The organism is Rhodococcus sp. NFXS4, assembly GCF_058139645.1.
Genome location: NZ_CP192221.1, coordinates 4,153,479 through 4,174,905, shown reverse-complemented (window position 1 = coordinate 4,174,905; position 21,427 = coordinate 4,153,479). Strand labels below are relative to the sequence as shown.

17 protein-coding genes and 1 pseudogene are annotated in these 21,427 nt (G+C 61.0%); 14 read left to right on the top strand and 4 right to left on the bottom strand.

Features of this window, described 5'->3' with window-relative positions:
- The first annotated feature begins 2 nt into the window (after window positions 1-2).
- The gene (locus J4E04_RS19655) at window positions 3-842 is read left to right on the top strand and encodes a DUF72 domain-containing protein (RefSeq protein WP_222633089.1); all 840 of its coding nucleotides are present in this window, start codon (window positions 3-5) and stop codon (window positions 840-842) included.
- Here the strand turns inward: J4E04_RS19655 and J4E04_RS19650 are convergent.
- From J4E04_RS19650 to J4E04_RS19640, 3 genes are all read right to left on the bottom strand, one after another.
- A complete protein-coding gene (locus J4E04_RS19650) occupies window positions 809-2,245 on the bottom strand; it encodes an HNH endonuclease signature motif containing protein (RefSeq protein ID WP_490149427.1) in 1,437 nt (478 codons plus the stop codon). The genes J4E04_RS19655 and J4E04_RS19650 overlap by 34 nt on opposite strands.
- Window positions 2,246-3,755: 1,510 nt before the next feature.
- Window positions 3,756-4,097, bottom strand: a complete 342-nt coding sequence (locus tag J4E04_RS19645; RefSeq protein ID WP_490149426.1) for a hypothetical protein — start codon at window positions 4,095-4,097, stop codon at window positions 3,756-3,758.
- Window positions 4,098-5,115: 1,018 nt separating this feature from the next.
- Window positions 5,116-5,598, bottom strand: a complete 483-nt coding sequence (locus J4E04_RS19640; RefSeq protein WP_490149425.1) for an SGNH/GDSL hydrolase family protein — start codon at window positions 5,596-5,598, stop codon at window positions 5,116-5,118.
- Window positions 5,599-6,152: 554 nt separating this feature from the next.
- Here J4E04_RS19640 and J4E04_RS19635 point away from each other — a divergent pair.
- From J4E04_RS19635 to J4E04_RS19615, 5 genes are read left to right on the top strand one after another with little or no spacing between them, the layout of a single operon-like run.
- On the top strand, window positions 6,153-7,496 hold the full coding sequence (locus J4E04_RS19635) for a hypothetical protein (RefSeq protein WP_490149424.1): 1,344 nt from the start codon (window positions 6,153-6,155) through the stop codon (window positions 7,494-7,496).
- Entirely contained in the window at window positions 7,493-8,581 is a 1,089-nt protein-coding gene (locus tag J4E04_RS19630; protein WP_490149423.1) for a glycosyltransferase family 4 protein, read from the top strand. The genes J4E04_RS19635 and J4E04_RS19630 overlap by 4 nt, the downstream gene beginning before the upstream one ends.
- Window positions 8,582-8,641: 60 nt before the next feature.
- Window positions 8,642-9,784 (top strand): glycosyltransferase, encoded by a 1,143-nt coding sequence (locus J4E04_RS19625; protein WP_490149422.1) that lies wholly within the window; start codon window positions 8,642-8,644, stop codon window positions 9,782-9,784.
- Window positions 9,781-10,965: a glycosyltransferase gene (locus J4E04_RS19620; RefSeq protein ID WP_490149421.1), complete on the top strand. Its 1,185-nt coding sequence runs from the start codon at window positions 9,781-9,783 to the stop codon at window positions 10,963-10,965. The genes J4E04_RS19625 and J4E04_RS19620 overlap by 4 nt, the downstream gene beginning before the upstream one ends.
- Before the next feature lie 47 nt (window positions 10,966-11,012).
- Complete coding sequence (locus J4E04_RS19615) at window positions 11,013-12,269, top strand: polysaccharide pyruvyl transferase family protein (RefSeq protein WP_490149420.1); 1,257 nt, start codon at window positions 11,013-11,015, stop codon at window positions 12,267-12,269.
- Between the two features lie 112 nt (window positions 12,270-12,381).
- On the opposite strand, the gene J4E04_RS19610 is transcribed toward J4E04_RS19615, so the two are convergent.
- Complete coding sequence (locus J4E04_RS19610; protein WP_490149419.1) at window positions 12,382-13,173, bottom strand: WecB/TagA/CpsF family glycosyltransferase; 792 nt, start codon at window positions 13,171-13,173, stop codon at window positions 12,382-12,384.
- A 232-nt stretch (window positions 13,174-13,405) separates the two neighbouring features.
- Between J4E04_RS19610 and gmd the strand changes: the two genes are divergently transcribed.
- From gmd to J4E04_RS19570, 8 genes and pseudogenes are all read left to right on the top strand, one after another.
- Window positions 13,406-14,428 (top strand): GDP-mannose 4,6-dehydratase, encoded by a 1,023-nt coding sequence (gene gmd, locus J4E04_RS19605; protein WP_222633076.1) that lies wholly within the window; start codon window positions 13,406-13,408, stop codon window positions 14,426-14,428.
- Window positions 14,429-14,434: 6 nt separating this feature from the next.
- Window positions 14,435-15,412 (top strand): GDP-L-fucose synthase family protein, encoded by a 978-nt coding sequence (locus tag J4E04_RS19600; protein ID WP_490149418.1) that lies wholly within the window; start codon window positions 14,435-14,437, stop codon window positions 15,410-15,412.
- 483 nt (window positions 15,413-15,895) lie between these two features.
- A pseudogene (locus J4E04_RS19595) lies at window positions 15,896-15,995 on the top strand (DapH/DapD/GlmU-related protein); the annotation flags it as partial.
- Between the two features lie 362 nt (window positions 15,996-16,357).
- Window positions 16,358-17,824: a hypothetical protein gene (locus tag J4E04_RS19590; RefSeq protein WP_490149417.1), complete on the top strand. Its 1,467-nt coding sequence runs from the start codon at window positions 16,358-16,360 to the stop codon at window positions 17,822-17,824.
- Window positions 17,821-18,720 (top strand): glycosyltransferase family 2 protein, encoded by a 900-nt coding sequence (locus J4E04_RS19585; RefSeq protein WP_490149416.1) that lies wholly within the window; start codon window positions 17,821-17,823, stop codon window positions 18,718-18,720. Before J4E04_RS19590 ends, J4E04_RS19585 begins: the two co-directional genes overlap by 4 nt.
- Entirely contained in the window at window positions 18,717-19,559 is an 843-nt protein-coding gene (locus J4E04_RS19580; protein WP_490149415.1) for a glycosyltransferase, read from the top strand. Before J4E04_RS19585 ends, J4E04_RS19580 begins: the two co-directional genes overlap by 4 nt.
- A gap of 1 nt (window position 19,560) precedes the next feature.
- Window positions 19,561-20,907 carry a lipopolysaccharide biosynthesis protein gene (locus J4E04_RS19575; protein WP_490149414.1) on the top strand — a complete coding sequence of 449 codons (1,347 nt, stop codon included), beginning with the start codon at window positions 19,561-19,563 and terminating at the stop codon, window positions 20,905-20,907.
- A 140-nt stretch (window positions 20,908-21,047) separates the two neighbouring features.
- Entirely contained in the window at window positions 21,048-21,425 is a 378-nt protein-coding gene (locus J4E04_RS19570; RefSeq protein WP_307096247.1) for an acyltransferase, read from the top strand.
- Window positions 21,426-21,427: the final 2 nt, after the last annotated feature.

The window sequence follows — 21,427 nt, the reverse complement described above, 5'->3', positions numbered from 1 at the left end:
CGATGGAACTGCGCATCGGCATCTCCGGCTGGCGCTACGCGGGCTGGCGGGGCGACTTCTACCCCGCGGGGCTGGCGCAGCGCCGTGAGCTCGAGTACGCCTCCCGTGCACTGACCTCCATCGAGATCAACGGCTCGTTCTACTCCCTGCAGCGGCCGTCGAGTTACCAGCGCTGGCGTGCGGAGACACCCGAGGGCTTCGTGTTCGCGGTGAAGGGGCCGCGCTTCGTCACCCACATGAAGAAGCTGGTGGGGGTGGACGCGGCGCTGGGCAACTTCTTCGCGTCGGGTGTTCTCGCGCTGGGGCCACGGCTCGGGCCGATCCTGTGGCAGCTGCCGGCCACATTCCGTTTCGACGCCACGAGGATGGCCGACTTCTTCGCGCTGCTGCCGCGGTCGACGACGGAGGCCGCTCGGCTGGGGGAGAAGCACGACGACAAGCTCGCCGTCGACCGCGTGTTCCTGGACGTCGACGAGGACCGGCCTCTGCGGCACTGTCTCGAGGTGCGGCATCCAAGCTTCGACTCACCCGAGGCCTACGAGCTGATGCGGGCACACGACATCGGGTGCGTCGTGGCCGACTCGGCCGGGAAGTTCCCGATGCTCACCGAGGTGACCAGCGACGTGGTCTACGTCCGGCTGCACGGCGACACGGAGCTGTACACGAGTGGGTACTCCGACGAGGCGCTCGGCCGGTGGGCCGAGCGCCTCGGTGAGTGGCGCGCTGCGAAGCGAGACGTGTACGTCTACTTCGACAACGACGCGAAGGGCTTCGCGCCGTGGGATGCGTTGCGGCTCATCGAGATGACTCATGCCGCCGGCTCGTCGTCCTCCCACAGATAGTCTTGTGGGTGGTGATAGTGGTTCACCCGGCCCGTCCTCGACGGGTCGATGAGGGCAGGCGGGTGCCACAGAGTGCGCCCGGCGTAGGGATGGCCTGGTGGCGCTGTGGTGGTGGACCATCCGAGCACTCCGTCGTGGACCATCGGATGGTGCATGTCGCACACGAAGGTGAGCGACTCGATGTCGGTGGGCCCGCCGTCCTGCCATTCGTGGATGTGGTGCGCCTGCGTGGCGACGGCGGGGCGATCGCATCCCGGTGCGGTGCACCCACGATCGGTGGCCATGAGGACGAGGCGCTGGTCCTCACTGGCGATGCGGCGGGTGCGGCCGAAGTGGAGTGGTCTGCCGTCGTCGTCGCCGAAGACAGCGAGGTAGTGATCGGCGTGCGACCCCATGCGGATGACGTCGCGGATCGGCATGGTGGAACCCGTTGCGGTGGTGGCCAGTCCGGTGCCTCGGATCAGGTCCTCGAGACGGGCGACGATGATGACCTTGACCGGCACACCGCGGTGCTTGCCGAGATCGTCGGAGGACAGTGTGTCGCGTAGTAGCAGCTTGAGGGCGTCGTGCCGTCGTTGCGGTGTGGTCCGGGTGTCGCGCTGGCGGGTCTCGTCGTCCGGTTCTCCGATGACGGGCGCGCGTGTGTCCTCGGGATTGCCCACTCCGAGCGCCGCGTACTTGCTGTTGTAGGCGTCGAAGTACGCCGCGGTCTCGGGATCGAGAACGAACCTGCCGCTGCGCATCCCGTCGCTGTCCTGCTTGCCCATGAAGATGCCGCGCTTGCGGACGCGCTCCGGCGGGAGCTCGAACTCGCCTTCCTCGACGATGTGCGCGGTGATGCGCTCGGCGAGCGCCGTGAGCTCCGCGGGACGCACCTCGCGCGCCGCGTCGGCCAGGTGACGCTCCGCGTGGGCGCGGGTATCGGCATCCACAGCAGCGGGGAGATTCTTGTCGAACTTCCGGATCACCTTCACGTGGGCCGGGTCGATGGCACCCTCGCGCAGCGCCGCGGCGGTGGCGGGCAGCTCGGGTTCCATGACGTCGCCGAGCAGGGTGGTCCTGTTGCCGAGCTGGGCGGCCACGGACAGTCGCGCCACAGCGGCTGCGCGATCGATGGTGAGGAGTTGGGCCAGCGCATCGGCGTTGTGCGCTCCGGTCTCCTCGAAGCCGCGCTGCTGGACGAGCTCGGCCAGCCACACGTGCGCCTGCGCCTGCCGCGACCGCGTCACCTTCTCGTCCCGCACCAGAAGGGCGAGACGGTCGGCCGTCCCGATGTGCTGAGTGTCGTAGGCCGCGATGCGGCGCGTCAGCTCCTCCTGCGCAGCGACGAGCTGGGCGAGAACGGGGTCGCCGATGGAGCCGTCGTCACGACGACCATCCCCTGCGTTTCCCCCCGAAAACATGCCTCACAGTACCGCGACCCACCGACATAAATCGAACGTGTGTTCGAGTTGCCTACATGCGCGCAAGTGGGCCGAATTCAGAGAAGGCCGTGGCTGATGCAGAGAAACAGCAACACGAGAAAAGCGACGAAGCTGACACCGACGGAACTGACTTGTCCGAGCGTCGGTTTATCGGGCGCAACAATGCGCGAACGTCGTCTGACCGTGCGGAAAGTATGGTCATCCGCTGTTTCTACTGCAAGTCATCCCGCGATCTCATCCGACTCGTCCTCGGCGTCGAAGAACTCGAAACACGCCTGAACAGGCCGGGTGCGCGGAAGCGTCGTCGACCCCGTCCTCCGATCGAATGACAGGTTCTGTGGTGCGGATCGCGTACCGAAGACGCCCGTGGTGGCGCTTCGAACCCCGCCGAGAAACGTTCTCAATGGTTTCATTGCCATTTATGGTCACATTTCCGGATTTCGGTGTCACACTCGTGCGATGTGGTGGATCGTCTACGGCATCGGCGCCGTCTGGGTTGTCGCAGCCCTGGTCATCGGCGTCGTCATGGGCCGTGCCATTCACAATGCGGACATTGAGGATGAGGCTCGTGTTCTCCGGGAGCAGTCCTTGCTCGACCGCACTTCGCTCATGCGGCCTGACTTGAGAAGCGGCCGAAAAAGATCAACTGCGACGACGCGGACTGGGCCCGCGTGGACGTACGTGCAGGGCAGGGCAGTTAGCCGAGAGGTGTCTAGGCGAGCGGGCGTCGAGGTTTTCCTGAGATGTTTGGTAACCAGAGGTCTGGTGTGGTCGCGGACCTGTGACCGACCGAGGCTGCGGAGCGATTGGCGACGCGCCACCTCAGCGTCATCGCTACTCCACAACGCTGATCGATCTGTACCGCTAAGCTTCGGACGCAAGGTCACCACGGGCAGCATTCGCGGAGGTCCGTCGGTGCACTCGATCCAGCGAAGTCGTGGTCGGCACTTTGCTACACGCCATCGTGGTGGCCGAGGCTTGCGCCGCGCCCGCGCCCGCGCGCGTGAGCCGGCCCGCCCGCGAGCCACTGTTCGGATTAGAGGACTACTACCAGAAAACAAGCCTATCAATTTTGAGACCGCCAGACGGAATGGGCTACCCGGTTCGGGCCAGCGGTGAACTGCGGCCCGCCCAAAAGTCGACGTCCTTGGTCGGCGCGTTCGCGGCCAATTTCTGGAGGCCTGCTCTGAGCAGGCCGTGGGCGACGCGCAGGTGAAGCAGAGCCGGCAGCGAGACGGCCCCCTTCTCACCGAACCGAGCTGGCCAGCAATGGGCTTGGCACGGGCATCGATTCGTCGGAGGGATTGCCGATGATCGCGATGATGACAACCCGCGTCGGTTCGTGTGCAACCAATTCTGAGCATTTGATCTGGTCACGAGGAAAAACAAATCTCCGAGTATCGTTCAAACGATGGAATAGCCACGTCCAGCACTTGCTGGTAGGGGTTCGAGAGAGCACCGCCTGCGCACAGGGCAATGGGTCTTGGTTTCAGACCGCCGTGCCTGCACGTGGCGCGCGGGCGCGAACGGCAAAGGTGATGCCTGTTATGGATTTCACACCTGCTCCTAATCCTTGGGCCAGGACGACTCCATACGCACCGAAAAGTAATGCTCCTGGTACGACCATGGCGAGTGTCACCAAAGAACCAACTAAGGCAACCAAGGTCCACCGTGTCGTTTGACCTGCAGTGAATAAGACAGTTGAAGCGCCCATTGCAGCGGAGTCAACAGTTGCGACGAACGATCGGGAAGATCCGAGATGCACGTCGAAGCTACGACCGAATAAATACTCTAGTCGTGACCCGGAAAAATAGACGATCAAGCTGTACACGGCGCCGAGGCTGACTGCTGCGGCGGATATACTCAGAAGTTGCCTTTTGTAGATTGGGTCGTTTCTACTGAAACTGCGTACGGCGGTGGGGACCAGAGAAGTAGCGAGGCCCGTCACCACAACGATGACCGGTGAAGCCGCGACCCGAGCGGTCTCCAAAGCGGCAAGCGCGGAAACGCCTAGGATTTGCGACGCGAGAACGGAGACCAGGTACCCGGCTGACTGGGCAAGAAAGTCGGGTCCCAAGTACGCGATTCGGGTCCTGAGTCGCGCCGGAGAATAAGCATTGATGGTTTGATGCCGGGTAAGGGCGACTCCGACTATAACGCCGGCTATGTTGCCGAGAGCCAGTGCCGCGAAAGGTAAGAACAAATATCCGTCGCTGTATTGCAAGCTTGTTGCCCCAATGGTCACTGCTGACACAACCAGGGTGGTGACGGAAACTATCGATGCAGCCACGTGCAACTCTGAGATGTGGAGCGCACGTCTGACGTGGTCTTGGAACGGAGATGTAACAGTTAGGGCCACCACCGCTAGTGCGCCGAACAAATATTCGTCAGTATCGACCGAGTCGAACAAAGGTAGTCCAGCGCAGGCGACACCGACGCATGCAACGACAGTGGTTGGGCTGCCTTTATACAAATCCCCCCAGAATCTCGGAACGACACGGTTTTGCTTCATATTGCAGCTGAGACGAGAGGGTAGGTAGGCAACCTGCGCAGGCAGTAACTGCATGGTGACCCAGCCGCTGAACATCAAGCTATAAACGGCGAGTGAGTCGGTGCTCAGTCTATTAATCGCATAAAGGCCCGCAATAAAATTAGCACCAGCCGCGAAGCCGCTATCCGCGAGTCCGGCGGTCGCGGCAATTAATTTGCGGTGCGGTCGCTTACCCGTCGGACTCAATTCGTAAGCCGGCAGCTGCTCAGATCAAACGCAGTCCGCACCCACGAATTCGCGAAATTTTGCATATCGTGTGCTGGGTGGGCGCTTGAGCACGAATCAATAGAAGGCCTACTCACTGACCCTCGATTGGCTCGCAGGAGTACATCCTTGGGATGCCCAATTTGTCCAGTTCGAGTTTCAGTCGCGCGGCGTAGGTTTGCTGGCCATCGAGTGACAAATTGATCCCGTCCGGAAGAAAGTTGACCACGGGGTCCGTGAACCAACCATCGCGAATCGGCTCGACTAAGGGGACGGAAAATTGTTCGGCCGAGGCCCTCAGCGCCGTGGTTACGTTCATGGCCACGGCAACGTCGCGAGACGGAGGCGACACTGGTGCGATCGCGATCAGTGACGCGTCCGGAAGCTTCTCGCGCAGCTCGCTGAAGAGTTCGGCAGATGCGGCAGCAACCGCGTCGGGGTCGGTGTCGTTGCTGCTGCCTTGCACGATGACTAAGTCGGGCGACGTAAGAACAGCGGAACCAGATCCATCCAGGTACGTCCTGTTGGTCGAGCCTTGATTCTGAGCGACGAAACCGGATTCCGTTGTCGCGGTCACCGATAACGTCCAACACAGTCGGTTGCGGAGAATAGCTGGCCAGGCACCCCTGCGCGGCGGCAATCCCTCGCCGATTGCGTAAGCATCACCCAGGACAGCGACCCTCAAGTGGTTGTACTGAGCGCCGGCGGCATCGCCAGATCCGGCAGTCGCCGGTTCGACTGCCGGTTTCGGTGAGACCCAAGCGGCGACGGCCACAGTTGCGGACGCGAAAACGGTTACGAACACCAGGAGCCACAGGCGATGTGATGCCGGTCGTGGACCACCCTCTCGACTGAACCCAGTTCGTAGACTCTTCACCCGCGCATTATGCCGCAGCCCAACGTGTGGGTGCACTTCGAAGTTCAGCGAAGCTCACGGAGACAGAGGGTTTTCAACGTTATGCATTGCAGTGGTCGCTGTCCCAGCGCTGACTGCCAGCCTCGAGTCGCCGACGCGGTTCCGAGCACGTAACCTGAGCCGCGCAGCAGAGTGGTCGGAGTGGTTCATGTCCGTGCATGGTTGTTGGCCAGGCCGTCGGAGGCATCGCTGCAGTCGTACGAGGGAGATAAGGCATGGACAGTGTGAGCCTCTCCGTGAGAACCGACGCACGACGCGGAGTCACGGACACAGAGCGAGATCACCGTCTTGCCTTGCGTGGGGCAAAGCTCCTCGTGTTAGGGGCGATGATCGCGGTCGCTTTCGGCAGATGGGGCAGTTATCTGAAAATCCCAGGTCTACCTGTTTACTGGGCTGACCTGGCTGTTTTTGCCGGCGTTGCGTTCTTCGCGTATGGCACATACCACACTGCAGGGGTTCAAGACGCCGCTGGTCGGATGGTTCGATACGCGTCGCTCATGTACGTGCCCGCAGTATTGGCTGGAGTTGCCACGGTTAGCAACTTCTCAATCACCACAATCCGCGACGCCGTTCCGTTTGTGTACCTGAGCATGACTCCAATATTTGCAGCTGCGGTTAATTTGCTGGGTCGAGATCGGGTGTTCTCGTACCTCAGACTCGCCTGCGTTCTCCACACACTCTGGGTCGTGCCTGCAATCTTGGGTCTGTTGCCCACAGTTCCGCTTCCTCTCATCGGCGGTATCGAGGCATTCACGACGCGCGGTGACTTCGACCTTCTCATCTGTGGCCTTTCTATTGCGGTGATCAGTTACGAGCGACGTTGGACGGGCGCCAGCAAAATGTTATTGGTGGCAGCTAATCTGGCAGCGATTCTGTCCAGCGGTAGCCGTGCGGGGCTAATAGGGGCGCTGCTGGTCGTATTGATCGCGTCCGCTTGTAGTAAACCGTTCCACGACCGCTCAAAGGGACCTGTGCGCTTCGCGGCACTGTTCGTAATCGCAGCGGTCGCACTGCTCGTTGTTGTGCTGTTCGCGTCTAGGCCACCGGCGTGGGCGGTCGGGCTGACGAAATTACTTCCAAGCGATAGTGCGACCTACCAAACAGGGCAAAACACCTGGCAGGCACGTCTCGACGCCTGGGAATTGATATATCGGTACACGGGTGGGCCGGATGGGGGATTCGCCCTATTAGGTTCTGGCTTTGGATCGCAACCAATTCGGGACAGTGGTGCGATCCGTTACCTGTCGGGCAACGAGCAAGTACGAGCCGCTCACAACTACGCCGTAACGTGGTACGCATTTTTGGGCGCAGTGGGTGTTTCTCTGGTGCTCGTAGCTTTGATACTCAGCATTGTTGCAATCTTCCGCGGCGGCCTCAATGTCCCGAGAAACGTCGCTATAGGACGAGGCCTATCAGTAGCTATTCTTGCTGTAGGTTTAGGAGGCGTGATCATGGAGTCGCCGTTCGGGTACATAACGATGGCGTTTGCCCTCGCTCTGGGACTATCAGACCGCTCGACAATGCATCGGGACAGATGGCAGTACGGAAAAACAGCGTGAGCGCCGCGATGAAGGTTCTTTTTGTCACTCCTATATTGTCCGACAATTCTACGGGACGCACGTACTCTCTTTGGCTCAACACTATTGCAGCGGGTTGGCAGGCTTCTGTGGTCTCTTACAATGGGGATAAAGTTTGGGAGCCACTTGCAGGGACTGACTTCGCCGAGGCTTGTATCTCCTATTCTTACGTGAAGAGGCAACAACGTCGAGTGCATCTCGCTGAGTTGTCGCGAAATTTCGACGTAGTCGTCGCTGTGAAGCCATTGCCTCAGTCGCTCGGTGTCGCGCTAGATGCGTTTCAGGTGCGTCGCTTTCCGCTTGTTATCGACATAGATGATCCCGACCTCGAGGCGCGGTTGGCGATGCGCCCGTATTTCCGTGGAATCGCGTGGAGGGCCCGGCACTTTCGATTCTGGCTACGAGTTCGGTCCGCAGATGCCATACAACGTCGCGGCACGGTGACGGTCAGCAACCCGGTGTTGAAAGACCAGTACGGAGGCCAAATTGTTGCCCATTCCCGTGTTGATCCAGGCGTTGGCGCCGATCACACAAGCACGACTCCGACAGTTGCTTTTGTTGGTACCGCCCGAGCACACAAAGGAATTAATGAGCTGAGGCAGGCGGTGGCGCTGTGTCAGGGAAACAAGGTCCGGTTGGTAGTGACCGCCGAAGCACCGCCCGACGCGCAGCCCTGGGAATCCTGGATCGGCAGCAGTACGCTCGACGATGGATTGAAAATTGTTCAGGAGTCCGACATTGTAGTGATCCCGTCGCTGCCTGTCGGATTCTCTACCGGTCAGCTTCCCGCCAAGCTGGTGGACGCGATGCTGTGTGGTCGAGCGGTAGTCGTCAGCAATGTAGCTCCTCTGGATTGGGCTGTGGGGGCTTCAGGAATCATTTCCGTTGCTGGCGATGCTCATTCGATTGCTTCAAAAATCACTGCTCTGTGTGATCCTTCGGTCCGTTCTGAGAACGGTGCTGCTATGCGATCGAGGGGTCTAGCCCTGTTCTCAGTAGAATCGGTGGGCAATGATTTCGAAAAGGCGTGTCGACGATCAATAGAGAAAGCAACAGCACATCAATAATTCCAGCACGAGAATCTTCGCAACTGTAGCGCAATTTGTGCGAATCATGGGGGGTGAGTCATGACACGAGTGCTCGTGTTTGCGTACGCCTGCGACTGGTCTAAGGGAAGTGAGCCAGGAGCGGGTGCGACAATCGTCGATGCAATTGCTGAATTTGTCGACGAGGTCGTCGTGATCACTCGACGGGAAGTTGATAGAGTCGTCCCTCGGTTCGTCCGACACAATGTTACCGTTATTGCGTTGCCTGTTCTGCCGCCAAAATTGCCAATATACTTTCGTTATGTAGCCTGGATTCTGATGGCAGCCTTCCGGGCATCTCATCTGCGTAGAATCACGAGATTCAACGTGGTACATCATGCAACCTACGCGTCCGATTGGTTTGTCAATCCTCTCTGTTTTATACGCAAGCGCTCTAACGAACGCTGGGTGTGGGGTCCCGCCGGAGGTTCGACGTACGCCCCAGTCGATGTCAGCGAAATCGTTGCTGGTTCGGCCAAGTCCAATGGTGCGAAGCGAGAAAAACTCACCAAGCTGTTCAGGAAGTATGTTCATAGAAGACTCTCGGCCAGCACGGATTGTGCGCTCGCTTTAAACGAGGACGCGAAGCAATCTTTTAACTCATCTGGTTTCAAGTACGTTCTGACTGTCCCGAATTTTGTCATGGATTACAGTGCACTCGTCAAGCCTGAATCGCGGCTCGACAGAACCATCTTGTGGGCTGCGAGAGGAGTGGACTGGAAGGGGTTGCCGCTGCTCCTCTCAGCCTTCGATCGGCTGCCACCACCCTGGAGGCTGGTGGTTGCTGGCCCCGATACAGACTTGGATCGATACAGGTCAATGGCTGCTGGAAATGGCCGGGTCGAATTCTTGGGCGCACTGTCGCGCACTGAGACTCTGGCCCTCATGGCCAAGGCAACCGCGCTAGCGCTTCCAAGTCTCCATGACTCGGCACCGTGGGCGGCAGCTGAGGCGGCGGCGTTCGGGACGCCGGTCGTGTGCCTCCCCTATGGGGGAGTATCAACGCTTGCTGGGTCGTGCGCTGTGGTCGTACAACCACAGCCTGTGTCGACTCTCGAAAAGCGTTTCGCTGAAGCTCTGCAGTCGTGTTCCGAGACGAGCCGCGTTGTCGAGGAAACACACACTATGGACAATCTGCGGTCGGTGCTTCGTCTTGCTTACGGACTCGAGGTAGAAAACGTATGAAGGTTCTTATGCTGTTCAATGATTACCTTGAACACGGCGGAGAACGGAACTCGGTTTCGGCGGAGGTCACGGCCTTGGTAGCACATGGCGTGAACGTAGAATTGATGACAGTGACGAATGAACAACTAGTCGGCGCGCCGACAACCCAAAAAGTGCGCGAGACATTTCCGAATCGTGTAATGCGGTCCTCGATAGCCGATGCTATCGATAATTTCAAGCCCGATGTGGTACATGCACAGAATCTCTTCCCCCGGATTGGTGCGAGTGGAATCGACGCGTTGCGGCATTCGAACACCCCGTGGGTCCGAACGATTCGGAATTACCGCAAAGGTTGTATCGCGGGCACCTACACAAGGAACGGCGTGGAATGTTTGGAATGCCAGTCGGTGTGCGGTCGTCTTCCAGGTATCGTTCACAGTTGCTACCGCGACAGTAGGGCGCAGTCGATCGGTGCAACTGCGTACAGCCTCTGGGACAACCTTGCGGAACGGCGTCATCCGCCATCTTTTTACATATGCATTAGCGATGCTGCACACCGTCGTATTGAGAGCAATTTGCATCCGAGCGTCCCTGTGCAGATTGTACATAACGCCGTGGTAAACGATGCCTCAGTACCGTATACATCCATGTGCGAGAGGCAATTCGACGCTTGCTATGTCGGTAGGCTGACACACGAGAAGGGGGTATCTCTTTTCCTCGAAGTCGCTAAGCAGAATAGCGATTTGAAATTTGCGATAGCTGGCACTGGAGAACTGCGGCCGGATGTGGAAGCGGCAGCGAAATCAACAAGAAATCTTGTTGATCTGGGCCTCGTAGATAATGCAGTGGCGCTTGGTGTCATGGCAGACAGCCGCTTCACGCTGGTACCCTCCCAATGGGACGAACCATTCGGTCGTGTGGCAGCTGAAGCGATGTCAGTTGGGAGTCTTCCACTCGTGAGCGACAGGGGTGGCCTCCCGGAGGTGGTGTCCACCATGGAGTATGCGGCTGTCGTCGGGTCAGGTGGCTTCCGGCGATGGGCAGGTGCGGTATCCGCTCTCGCGGCGACTCCCGAGCCTGAGCTCGAAAAGTATTCCGTGGCAGCAATGGACAGTTGGAGATCCAGGTTCTCTGCGGAGTCAGTATCGACAGCACTGATCTCCGTTTACGAACGCAGTGTGTTACCCGCTCGCAAGGAGTGAGCAGAACACAGCCGGCGCCGAACACTTCGAATATTGAGGATCAAGCCATGAACGATCGCCTACTTCTTGTCGGCGCGTACGAGCGAGACAATTTTGGTGATCTGCTATTTCTAGAACGGGCGCAGCAGTACCTCGTAGACCATAATTCGCTGGCCACAGTTCCCTTCGATAACGACTGTTTCGACGCATCCACCTACGCGTTGGTTCCATACACTGACGCTTTGAGAGAATGTCCTGCTCGCGGCGTGATCGTGGTTGGCGGAGAGGTCGGCGGTACGAGTGCGACCTCCGCCTACACCATGTCCTGTACCGACGAGTTGTATCGTGAGTTTCTGAAAGCCGGCCGTCTGCGCAAATTAAAGATAGTCCGTTCGAGCACTGAGTTAAGTGTTTTCTGCTCGCCTTACCTGCCGCGCATGTCGCGCGACTCCTCGACGCACGAGGCTGCGGCGGCGTTGAACTCTGTGGGGTTGAGCGGTCTGAGCGGTTTAGTCGGTACGAGGCGCTTCGAAGCGTGGCAGGCAGTAAGGGAATGTAGCTACGTTTCGGTGCGCGACCGACAGTCGAGTGATCTCCTCGCGAAGAATCAGATCTCGCATGTTCTAGCCCCTGACTTCATCCATACGCTTCTGACAAGTCCGACATTCCGTCCAGACGTTCGTCGCAATAGGGCGCTGATTCAGATGAAGGCGAAAGTTTTGGAGCAATTGGGGGTCGAAACTGTTGCATCTGTTCTTAGCGGTTCAAAAGAGTTGAAAAACTTCGATCTGCAATTTTTCAGCGCTGGGTCAGCGCGAGGGCACGACAGCGATGCATTATATTTGGAAGTGAAGCGTCTTTTCGAAAAGATGTCGCCGGGCCGCAGGATCTCGATGCCCGAAGTCGGTTCTGCGCAACAAAAAGCAGAGTCTATTGCCGGGTGCGGTTTATGGGTGGGCACGTCACTTCATGGGTTGATAATTTCATCGGCGTTCGATGTGCCACGTGTGGGTCTGGAGTTGGAAAAATTAGTACGGTACGCGGAAACGTGGGGCGAAGTTATGCCTGTTGGTGTGCCGATCGCCGATGCCGATGCCGCTGTAGCAAGCGCGTTGTCCGCAAGGAGTAGCGCGGCTGGATCCGGTCGTGCCGCCGAGCTTTCGCAACTGGCCCACAACTCGATGACTAACGCGATTGAGGCTGTGACCAACTCCGTCCCGGAGTCTCAAATGGCAGTAAGGGCTCGTCCGAGTTCAGTAAGAGGCGCGATATTACGACGTGGGAGGTCGTTGTTGGCGGATTCGGTGAACTTTTTGAGGCTATGAAGTCGAACTTCTGAGAAGCCGTCGACGGTGCTCTTGGTGCGGAACGAATTCTGAATGTCTGGCCGCTAGCAAAACGGAGGCCAGCTGTTTCTGCCGGAGGCGTTGTGGACTGCTACGGTGCGTCTCTGTGATTCCGAGTAGTCCAAATTGCGGATTTGAGGAATCGAAGGTTGCCGAACAGGTACCTTCGCCAAAGTCGCTTGGGCTCCGAAGCGAATCGGTAGAGCCACTCGAAGTTGCTCTTTTGAACCCAGATCGGTGCTTCCTTGCTTGTCCCGGCGATGAAGTCGAATGCCGCGCCTACTCCGATGCAGGGCTTGTGGACGAGGGGAGCGAGGGCTGCCGCTACGAAGTCCTGCTTGGGCGTTCCCATCGCAATCCACACGATGTCAGACTCCCGAGCGTTCACTTCGTCGGCGATCTCTCGGATCATCTCGTTACTGACCGGTGCGAACTTGGGAGCGTGGGTGCCAGTAATCTCTATTCCGGGATACCTGCGTTGCGCCTCAGACTGCAGCAGCTCGAGAGTGGAAGTTGTCGTCCCGACGAAGAAGTGCTTCACGCCGTGCTCTCGGCCTTCGTCCAAGCACTGAGCGAAGAGTGAGGGTCCCCGGACTCGTCCCGGACGTTGTCCCCCTGCTTTGGTCCGTCGCATGAACCACACCACCGGGGACCCGTCGGGAAAGTTCATACCGGGACCTCGAAGAACATCCATGTACGTGTCGTCACTGTTGGCTGCGGCGACGCAGTATGCGTTAGCTAGGCGAATAGGTTGTGCAGCCTGGTTACGTGCGAGGGTCATCACCGTTGAGGTGGCTTTTGTGAGCGAGGTCACCTCGAAAGGAACGGAGCCGACGGAGACTCGCGCTGTGGCTGTATCTGTATTGCTTTTCGCTGTGGACACTGTCGAACCCCCTGACGCGCAATCGACCTGCACGTTCGATTATCGATGACCTCGTTACTGTGTGACGTGATATTAGTCTGGCTTGTTGTGGGTCGCTACTCGAGGCGCGGTGCACGCTAGCCGCTCGGAAACGGCGGTGCGCAACAGGTTTTCGCCGCTCGAGTCGCCGTAGAGTTGCTGTCGTGATTAAGATTATGTGTCTTATGCCGCTTGAATCAGTAGGAGAACCGTTGTGAAAACTGCTCTTATTACAGGAATCACCGGCCAAGACGGTTCCTACCTCGCGGAGCTGCTGCTGAGCAAGGGTTACGTCGTCCATGGGCTCATTCGGCGGTCGTCTAGTTTCAATACCTCGAGAATCAACCACCTTTATGTGGATCCTCACGATCCGGACGCCAAATTGTTCCTTCATTACGGTGATTTGAGCGACGGTGCCCGGCTGGTGACCTTGATGTCGGAGATTCGCCCGGACGAGGTGTACAACTTGGGCGCTCAGTCCCACGTGCGGGTGAGCTTCGACGAGCCCGAGCACACGGGCGACACCACGGGCATCGGTTCCATCCGCCTCCTCGAAGCGGTCCGTCTGGCCGGCGTGCAGTGCCGCTTCTATCAAGCGTCGAGCTCGGAGATGTTCGGTGCGTCGCCGCCGCCGCAGAACGAGGACACGCTGTTCTACCCGCGGTCGCCCTACGGAGCGGCGAAGGTCTACTCCTACTGGGTGACGCGCAACTACCGCGAGGCGTACGGCTTGTTCGCCGTCAACGGCATCCTGTTCAACCACGAGTCGCCTCGTCGAGGCGAAACGTTCGTCACCCGGAAGATCACGCGTGCGGTCGCCCGCATCAAGGCGGGAACCGAGAAGTACCTCTACATGGGCAACCTCGATGCCATCCGCGACTGGGGCTACGCACCCGAGTACGTCGAGGGCATGTGGCGGATGCTGCAGGCGGACGAGCCGGAGGACTTCGTGCTCGCCACCGGCGGCAACTACAGCGTGCGCGACTTCCTCACCACCGCGTTCGAACATGCCGGCTTGGACTGGGAGAAGCACGTCAAGTTCGACGAGCGCTACCTCCGGCCCACCGAGGTGGACGCGCTCGTGGGAGATGCGAGCAAGGCCGAAAGTAAGCTGGGGTGGAAAGCCTCGGTGCACACGCCCGAACTGGCCAAGATCATGGTGGACGCAGACATTGCCGCTCTGGAGCACGAGGGGCGGCCGTGGATCGACTCACCTGCGCTCCCCGACTGGAAGTGACGACGTATGCCTGAAGAGCCGCTCGACTTCGTGCCGACCGCCCTCGATCGTTCTTCGACGGTGTACATAGCCGGTCATCGGGGGCTGGTGGGATCGTCACTCTGGCGCCACTTCGAGGACCAGGGATTCACCGACCTCGTCGGCCGGACGTCGTCCGAGCTGGATCTGAAGAACCGTCAGGCGGTGTTCGACTTCTTCGCCGAGTCGACGCCGGACGTGGTGATCCTCGCTGCCGCCAAGGTCGGCGGCATCATGGCGAACAGCACGTACCCGGTCGACTTCCTCAGCGAGAACCTGCAGATCCAGGTGAACGTTCTCGACGCCGCGCTCGAGCACAAGGTGCAGAGGGTGCTCTTCCTGGGGTCGTCCTGCATCTACCCCAAGTTCGCCGATCAGCCGATCCGCGAGGATTCTCTGCTGACCGGGCTGCTGGAACCGACGAACGACGCGTACGCCATCGCCAAGATCGCCGGCATCCTGCAGATCCAAGCTGTGAGGCGGCAGCACGGTCTCCCGTGGATCTCGGCGATGCCCACCAATCTCTACGGACCGGGTGACAACTTCTCACCGAAGGGCTCGCACGTGCTGCCGGCAATGATCCGACGGTACGACGAAGCGCGGCGCAATGATGCCGCCGCAGTGACCAACTGGGGGACCGGTAGCCCCCGTCGGGAATTCCTCCACGTGGACGACATGGCATCCGCGTGCCTGCACCTGCTCGAGCACTTCGACGGGCCTCAACAGGTGAACGTCGGCACGGGTGTGGATCACACGATCGAAGAGATTGCCGCGATCGTGGCGGACGCCGTCGGCTACACCGGCGACATCGAGTGGGATACGACGAAGCCGGACGGAACTCCCCGAAAGCTGTTGGATGTCTCGACTCTGACGGCGAGCGGTTGGTCACCCACGGTGGGTCTCGAAGAGGGCATCAGCGCGACCGTCGACTGGTTCCGTGAGCACATGGACACCATTCGCGAGTGAGTCGATGTACCGACGGCCGGTGCGGTCGGTCCTCGAAACGCGCTCTCATGCTGCATGATCGGCCGTGAACTGCCGACCATCGAACTCGAGAGAAGTGTCGCCATGACCGGTCTACCGTCCCGTTCCGCCATTTCAGCGGTTTTCTCCGACGAAGTCGCTCCTCTGCCCCGAGACTTCTACCTGAACACAGTCCTGGCGAGTCCGCTGGTTCCTCGTCGCGCTCGCGTGCAGGGTCTTCGGGTCACCGGACACGACGTGCATTCCAGCGCCATCATCAACCCGGGATGCTTCTTCGGGAGCTGGTCCGGTCTGACGATGGGACCTCGGTGCATCCTCAATTACGGGTGCTTCCTCGACCTCGGTGCACCCATTTCCATCGGTGCCGGATCAGGATTGGGGTACCGCTCGATGCTGGTCACCTGTGGCCACGACATCGGCACAGGCCTCACGCGCTTCGGAGCGGCCCGCAACGAACCGATCGTCATCGGTCGTGGCGTCTGGATCGGCTCCAATGTCACGGTCCTTCCGGGAGTGACGATAGGGGACGGGGCTGTCATCGCGACCGGCAGCGTCGTCACCAGAGACTGCGAGGCGAACACCCTGTACGCGGGGGTTCCCGCAGTCGCCAAGAAAGTCGTCGGACCCCCGCTGCAGGTGTGATTCACACCGATAGCAAAACCGGGCGGTTTGCAGGGCGGAGGTCCTGAGGTGACGCACGACCGCTGATTTATCGGACATTCGATCGGTGTCGAATCGCGTCGCTCACGCTCTTACTCGGTAAGCCGGGCGACCCCGCGGGAAACAGCCCAATACCATTGTTTGCGTTGCCTGTTAATGGAAGACGCCTTTCTGATTCACCTGCACCCCAGACCCTTTGCGGAGGTATGTTTCTCGGCAGGTCGGCTGTGTCCGCCCAGGAGGATCGGACAACGGGGGGTGCACGAAATGACCGCAACGGACACCGCGACTGCCACCCCGATGCCCGTCGTCGAACTGTCCGGCGTCGAGACGATAACCACCGGCACAGCGCAATCGGCCAGCCGGACACGTGTCGGCCGAGTGAGTGACGTGCCCTTGCCCGTCTCGGGGCCGGCGACGCTCCGAGTCGCTGCTCGCTCCCGTGGCGTGTTGATCATGCTGGGTAGTACCGCCGTGTGGCCGCTGGTCAATATCAGTGCGACGGGTTTCTCCGTGGTGTGCATCGCCATTTCCGGTATGTATCTGATGCGGTGGCCGACACCGCGATCCTTCGTTCCGATCGTGCTTGTCGGCTTGGGTAGCGTCGGCTATGCAACGTCCGCAGCAGTCAATGGCACCAGTCCCACCAACCAGACGATGTTGGTATTTCCCGCAGTGGCGTTGTACATCGTGGGCATATCGGTGTTGGCGTCGTCCCTGGACGAGATCCTGGCGCTTCTGGCCGGTATCAGTCTGGGAACCGTCGGCTTCTACGTCGTCCTCGGTACCGATCTCACCACCGGTGGATCGCTGGCCGACATCTGGAAGTACGGCCTTGCACCTCCGATGACAGTTCTGGTTCTCTACGTGATCGCATCGAAAACGATGAGACCGTGGTGGTCCGTCCTGGCCCTCACCGGTCTCGCCGGGGCGAGCGTCCTGCTCAACTACCGTTCCCACGCCTTGATCTGCGTTCTGGCCGCTGTCGTGGTGCTCTGCCGCGGTCGACGAGGCCCGATGTCGCAAGTCCGAACGGCCGCTGCACTTGCAGTGGCGGGTATCGCATTCTCGCTGGTCGTCACGTCCCTGGGTGCGAACGGCACTCTCGGTTCGAAGCTCCAGGAGAAAGTCGAGCTGCAGGCCACTGCGCATGTCTCACCGCTTCTGGCGGGGCGGACCGAGCCGCCGCTGTCACTGACTGCCATCGCGGCGCGACCACTGCTGGGATGGGGCAACGCCGACCAGATCGACTCCACGACCTTCGCCGCCGCGCGTCGCTTCGCGAGTGAACTCGGATTCGCCCGTAGTTACCCCATCGAATATCTCTGGCGACTCCCCAACGGTTCCGTGTCGCTCCACTCGATCATTCTCGGATCATGGGCCGAAGGCGGCGTGCTGGCCGTCCTCTTTCCGGTCTGGTTGCTCTTCGCCGCCATGCTTCTCGCGTCTGGACCACTCGAGGCCGGACGGTGGATGCCTCTCGTCATCACGGTCGGCTTCCAGGCGGCATGGGACCTGGCGTTCTCACCGTGGAGTTACAACCTCGCCGCGGTATGCGCCGTCGTCGCTTGCGTCGCTGTCCGTCTCACCATTCATCGCCGCCGAGTTCGGGTGTCCGCCCCGCCCCACTCCTCGTCGCGACCATCGCCTAGGCGGCCCGCGCGCCCGCATGCACCCACACCGGTGGAGCCCGCTTACACGGGCCGGCATCGACTACTCGAGGAGTCACAGTGACCGTCAGCGTGATAGTTCCGACCATCGGTCGCCCTACCGTCCGTCGCGCGGTGGAGTCCGCTCTCGACCAGACCTGCCCGCCCGACGAGGTCATCGTCGTCATCGCCGACGACGACCGTGTCGCGTTGGACTTGCCGGACCATCCGGCAATCCGCCTCGTGACCGTTCCCGAACGCATCGGCGCTTCCGCGTCTCGGCAGGTCGGGGTTCGGGCGGCCCGGGGAGACATCGTCGCGCTGTTGGACGACGACGATCTGTGGCATCCGTACAAGTTGGAACGTCAAGTTGCAGAGGGACTCGCTACCGGCTCGGATCGGTGGATCGTCGCGTGCCGTGCAGCAGTTCGAGGCGTCGGTCGCCGCGAGAAGGTGTGGCCCAGAACGGTGATCGGACCGGCGCAACCGGTGGCCGACTATCTGTTCCGCCGCTCCACGTTGTTCTTCGGCGACGGAATGCTGCAGTCGTCCACTTTGTGCTTCCCCCGAAACGTTGCGCTCGAGGTGCCGCTGGACTCGGTCGGAGACGCGGTGCACGACGAACCCACGTGGTTGATGACACTCCAGGGGAAGTTCGACGACCTGGTGATTCGACAGATCGCGGAGTGCTACACCATCTACACCGTGACATCGGACTCGGTGTCGCGCTCCTTCGACGACCGCACAGCCGACTACATCGACTGGGGTGACACGTATCTGGGCTCCAGTTCGGCCCGGACCCGAGGGGATTACTTCCTGACCAGCGCAGTGACAGCCGCGGCGTCGGCACATTCGGCCAGCGGTGTCGTCTCGGCCATCGGACACGGGATGACACACGGCCGTCCAGGGCCCATGGCGTACCTGTACGCGATGGCGAAGTTGGCCGTCGTCGTCGCACCGATGGGCAGGCGGGTCGGGTGACCGGACCTCCCGGCGACGCTGTCACGTTCAGTGTCGTCACGATCAGTTACCAGGACGAGGACGGTCTTCGTCGCACCATCGCCAGTACCGCGGAGCAGGACTACCCCCACGTCGAGCACATCGTCGTGGACGGGGGAAGCGGTGCGGGGGTCGCGGCTATGTTGCGGCACAGTGCCGTTCGGCAGTGGAGGTCCGAGCCCGACGGTGGTCGCTACCCGGCCATGAACATCGGATCGGCGCTCGCGAGTGGAGACGTCGTCTGGTTCCTGCACTCGTCGGACACGTTCTCGCATCCCGGTGTGTTGTCCGAGATCGCGTCCGCCCTGGGGTCGGTCGCTCGAGCCCGCTCCTGCTGGGGCTTCGGATCGGCGCGGTTGATACCTCCCCACAGTGGACACGACGTGTGGCGCACGACCTCGTTCGACCGAACCGCATTCGCCCTGGGCACGCGCCCGATTCCCCATCAGGCCAGTTTCTTCGGGCGCGATGTCCTCGCCTCTGTCGGCTCGTACGACGAACAGTTCGGAATCGCGGCCGATCAACTCCTGATGCTCGCCGCGTCGCTGCACACCCCACCGCTGGTGGTCGACGACGTCCTCTGCGACTTCGATACGACCGGGGCGGGGACGGTGCGTGGACTGCGCGAGCACTACGCGGACGTACGTCGTATGTGGGACACCGTCGAGTGGTATCCCATCGGGGGACGCCGTGCATCGCGACTGGTGTCCCGGGTCGTGGAAGCGCGCGCGCGAGTCGGGCTGGCGGCTCGATCGGCCATCACGGCGAATCGTGCGAGCCTCTCGCGTTCCTCCCCGCCGCGCACGGCGTCGGAGATCTGACATGACCAGTGCACGATCCGGAACCGGATCGGCAGGCCTGCTGGAATCCGAGCGCCGATCCCTGGTGTACAGCACGGGGTTCCGTATAGCCGGGACACCGGTCATCGCGGTCTGTGGACTCGTGTCGACCGCGATCGTCGTTCGGTCCACAGGTGAGGCGGTCTACGGACTGGTGTCACTGATCACGACAGTGGGCCTGCTGCTGCCCTTCGCAGACCTCGGCATCGGCGCGGTGGTCACCACTGCGGTGTCGAAGAGCACGAACCTGCCTGACGACGCACATGCTCATGCCGTCGTCCGCCGGGCGTACTCGGTGCTCGCTCTCATCGCAGTCGGACTGACCCTCCTGGCGTGCGTCATCGCTGCCCTCGACGCGTGGGGTTCGCTCCTCGGTATCCGTACAGGGCCCCAGGATCGGTGGGCGATCACGGTCGCCGTCATCGTGTGGGCGTGGACCGTTCCCGCCGCACTGAACCTGAGATTGCTGATCGGTTCCGGACGGAATCACCACTCGGTGGTAGTGACGATGTGTATGTCCGTGACCGGACTGCTCCTCGTCGCGTCGGCTTACGCTGCCGGGGTACGAGGCATCTGGTTTGTCGTGCCACCACTGCTCGGTGCGTTCCTGGTGAATGTGGCAGGCACGGTCTGGGTCTTCCGTCTGTTGGGACGTCGGTCCATCCTGGGTATCGGCGCCGAGGATCGGTCGACACGGCGGCCGAGCACACGGACGCTTCTGCAGGGGTCGTTCTGGCTCTTCGTCATCAGCGTCGGCGTTCCCTTCGGACTGCAGTCACAGCGAGTGGTCCTCGCTCATCTGTCGACACCGATGGAGTTGTCCGCGTATGCACTCGCTGCCCAGCTCTACGGTGTGGTCTGGGCCGTCTTCTCCACCGCGGGAGCCGCCTTGTGGCCCATCTTCGCCTCCCGCACGTCGGTACCCGAACTCGTTGCACTGTGGAAGAAGTGCGTCGCGTTGTTCGCCGTGTCCGCAGTGCTGGCGTCCGTCCCGTTCGTTGCGCTCGCACCGTTCGCCGCCCGTGTCCTGTCGGGTTCCGAGATCGAGGTGTCTGTAAGCCTGGCAACAGCATTCGCCGTCCTCCTGGTCGTCCAGGTCGCACATCTCCCCACCGGTGTCCTGCTCATCCAGGCCAGTGAGGCGCGATGGCAAGCGTGGTGCCTTGTAGCGATGGCGCTCACGACCTCGGCCGCAGCGATCCTGATCGCGCCGAGTGGTGGTGCGCCGGCCGTCGTGATCGTCACCGCAGTGTCGGTGTGCGTATGTCAACTACTGCCGGGGCTCGGCCGAGCCCCGGCTCTGCTCGCACGACGCCCGGAGGTGGTGTGATGGCTTTCCCGCTGACAGTTCTCCCCTTGTTTCGCGGACTCGCGAAGTTCCACCAGTCCGCGTACATGAAACTCGTTGTGCGATTGATGGATCGGGCCGGAGTCGAACACGACGGGCGTCCGCTGTGGATATCGCCGAGCGTGCGTTTCGACATGTTCGGGCCGGGAGCTATTCGCCTGGGCAACCGATGTGTGCTGTCGGAGAACGTCGTCCTGCTGACGCACGACTTCTCGCTCGATCGGGTGTCGGAGCGCCGTGGCATGCTCCCCGAGAATCAGGAGTTGTTCAGTGCGTCACCCATCGTCATCGGTGAGCAGGCTTTCGTCGGGCTCGGCACGGTAGTGCTTCCCGGAGTGACCATCGGGGCCGGAGCCATCGTCGGGGCGGGTTCGGTCGTGACGTGCGACGTCGAACCGGACACCGTCGTCGCGGGGAATCCCGCTCGCCGCATGGCGTCCACAGACGACTTGTGGGAGCGGCGGCGCGGCCGGTTCGACATCAGAGAACGCCGGGGGTGACC

Bases quoted from the DNA above. Each gene is read 5' to 3' on its own strand.
- J4E04_RS19655 (WP_222633089.1), top strand. From the start codon at position 3: ATGGAACTGCGCATCGGCATCTCCGGCTGGCGCTACGCGGGCTGGCGG.
- J4E04_RS19650 (WP_490149427.1), bottom strand. From the start codon at position 2,245: ATGTTTTCGGGGGGAAACGCAGGGGATGGTCGTCGTGACGACGGCTCC.
- J4E04_RS19635 (WP_490149424.1), top strand. From the start codon at position 6,153: ATGGACAGTGTGAGCCTCTCCGTGAGAACCGACGCACGACGCGGAGTC.
- J4E04_RS19625 (WP_490149422.1), top strand. From the start codon at position 8,642: ATGACACGAGTGCTCGTGTTTGCGTACGCCTGCGACTGGTCTAAGGGA.
- J4E04_RS19620 (WP_490149421.1), top strand. From the start codon at position 9,781: ATGAAGGTTCTTATGCTGTTCAATGATTACCTTGAACACGGCGGAGAA.
- J4E04_RS19615 (WP_490149420.1), top strand. From the start codon at position 11,013: ATGAACGATCGCCTACTTCTTGTCGGCGCGTACGAGCGAGACAATTTT.
- J4E04_RS19600 (WP_490149418.1), top strand. From the start codon at position 14,435: ATGCCTGAAGAGCCGCTCGACTTCGTGCCGACCGCCCTCGATCGTTCT.
- J4E04_RS19590 (WP_490149417.1), top strand. From the start codon at position 16,358: ATGACCGCAACGGACACCGCGACTGCCACCCCGATGCCCGTCGTCGAA.
- J4E04_RS19575 (WP_490149414.1), top strand. From the start codon at position 19,561: ATGACCAGTGCACGATCCGGAACCGGATCGGCAGGCCTGCTGGAATCC.